Genomic DNA, 1,881 nt, shown 5'->3' with positions numbered 1-1,881 from the left:
ACTATAGGGTCTGGCCCTCTCGGCATCTTTTCTTTGAAAAGAGCCTGTCGGGCGACGCCGATTTTGCGAAGCAAAATCAGCTGGGTCGGTAGCTCAGGTGGTTAGAGCGCACGCCTGATAAGCGTGAGGTCGGAGGTTCAAGTCCTCCTCGACCCACCACCGTCTCTTTTTGCTGCAAGCAAAAAGATGACGAACAACACTCGCCAGGTGGTGGTAAGCGGCAGTTGCTTTTGCTTGCAAAAGCAATGAGAGCGGGTCTCCGGATTGTCCTGATATCCAAAGAGAACAGGTTTTTGAGCATTTTTAGGAATGCTGAGATGTCTGTTCTTAACAGACTATGGTGTGCGAACGCGCATTCTCTTCGAGAATACGCTGCCTCGCACTCGGCAGACTTTCTTCGAAAGTCGCCGTAATTGACATCGTTTAGAGAGAAATCAATCAACACTGTTTGATCGCGCCGAGTGTGGCGCTGATCTCGGTCGGTTCCATCGTCTGATGGACGGCACGGTTTGGGTCTAGCCGGCCCTGTCTTGTGTATCCCGATCCGAAAAGAACAGAGTTGTCCAAGTCAAATATACTAACCCGAGCGACCTGCGTTGATCAGCTGCACGGCTGGGAGACCATATGGGGTTGCTCAATTGTCCTCGTCCAAGTGGCGGGGGCGGGAAATGTATGTTTTTGGTTCAGAAGAACGATCGCCTTTAGTTACCAGCTGGGCGGTCTCGATTGACATGAGTTCTGGCGCAACTTCGGTTGTGGACGGTTAAACGTCCTCAAGTAGCCGAATAGGCGGTAGGACAAATATAGTGCGCTCAAGTAGCCGAACAGGCGGTAGCGCAAAATGTTATGTCTTTCTTTTTCTGGATCAAATCAAGCGCGAGAAGGGCGTTTGGTGAATGCCTTGGCAGCAAGAGGCGATGAAAGACGTGATACTCTGCGATAAGCCATGGGGAGCTGAGAATAAGCTTTGATCCATGGATTTCTGAATGGGGCAACCCACCTGAATGTTTGTTATTGTTGGCACAGCTGATCAATAATGAGCATGACCAGGTATTTATGACCTGAATACATAGGGTTATAAAGGCAAACCCGGGGAACTGAAACATCTAAGTACCCGGAGGAAAGGAAATCAATTGATACTCCCCCAGTAGCGGCGAGCGAACGGGGACCAGCCGAGCCTTGAGAGTGAGAAGAACCAGTTGGGAAACTGGGCCATAGCGGGTGACAGCCCCGTATTCGAAGCTCGATGGGACGTATTAAGTAGGGCGGGACACGTGAAATCCTGTCTGAAGATCGGAGGACCACCTTCGAAGGCTAAGTACTCCTTGCTGACCGATAGCGAACCAGTACCGTGAGGGAAAGGTGAAAAGCACCCCGACGAGGGGAGTGAAACAGTACCTGAAACCGAACGCCTACAATCAGTCGGAGCCCCCTTGCGGGGTGACGGCGTACCTTTTGTATAATGGGTCATCGACTTGGTCTCACGAGCAAGCTTAAGCCGTTAGGTGTAGGCGCAGCGAAAGCGAGTCTTAATAGGGCGCATGAGTTCGTGGGATCAGACCCGAAACCGAGTGATCTAGGCATGGCCAGGTTGAAGGCAAGGTAACACTTGCTGGAGGACCGAACCCACATCCGTTGAAAAGGATCGGGATGAGCTGTGCCTAGGGGTGAAAGGCCAATCAAACTCGGAGATAGCTGGTTCTCTGCGAAATCTATTTAGGTAGAGCGTCATCCGAATACCCCGGGGGGTAGAGCACTGGATGGGTAATGGGGCCCCACAGGCTTACTGATCCTAACCAAACTCCGAATACCCGGGAGTACTAGATGGCAGACACACTGCGGATGCTAACGTCCGTAGTGGAGAGGGAAACAACCCTGACC

The 1,881-nt window shown here is 51.8% G+C and carries 1 tRNA gene and 1 rRNA gene; both read left to right on the top strand.

Going from position 1 to position 1,881, the window contains the following annotated elements:
* Positions 1-82: 82 nt before the first annotated feature.
* A tRNA-Ile gene (locus AC2FNB_RS21160) sits at positions 83-159 on the top strand.
* A gap of 709 nt (positions 160-868) precedes the next feature.
* A 23S ribosomal RNA gene (locus AC2FNB_RS21155) occupies positions 869-1,881 on the top strand; the annotation flags it as partial.

The sequence above is a fragment of the Ruegeria sp. BHSB058 genome, from assembly GCF_059613285.1.
Note: the sequence above shows the minus strand (reverse complement) of the source record. Positions and strands in the feature narration are given on the sequence as shown.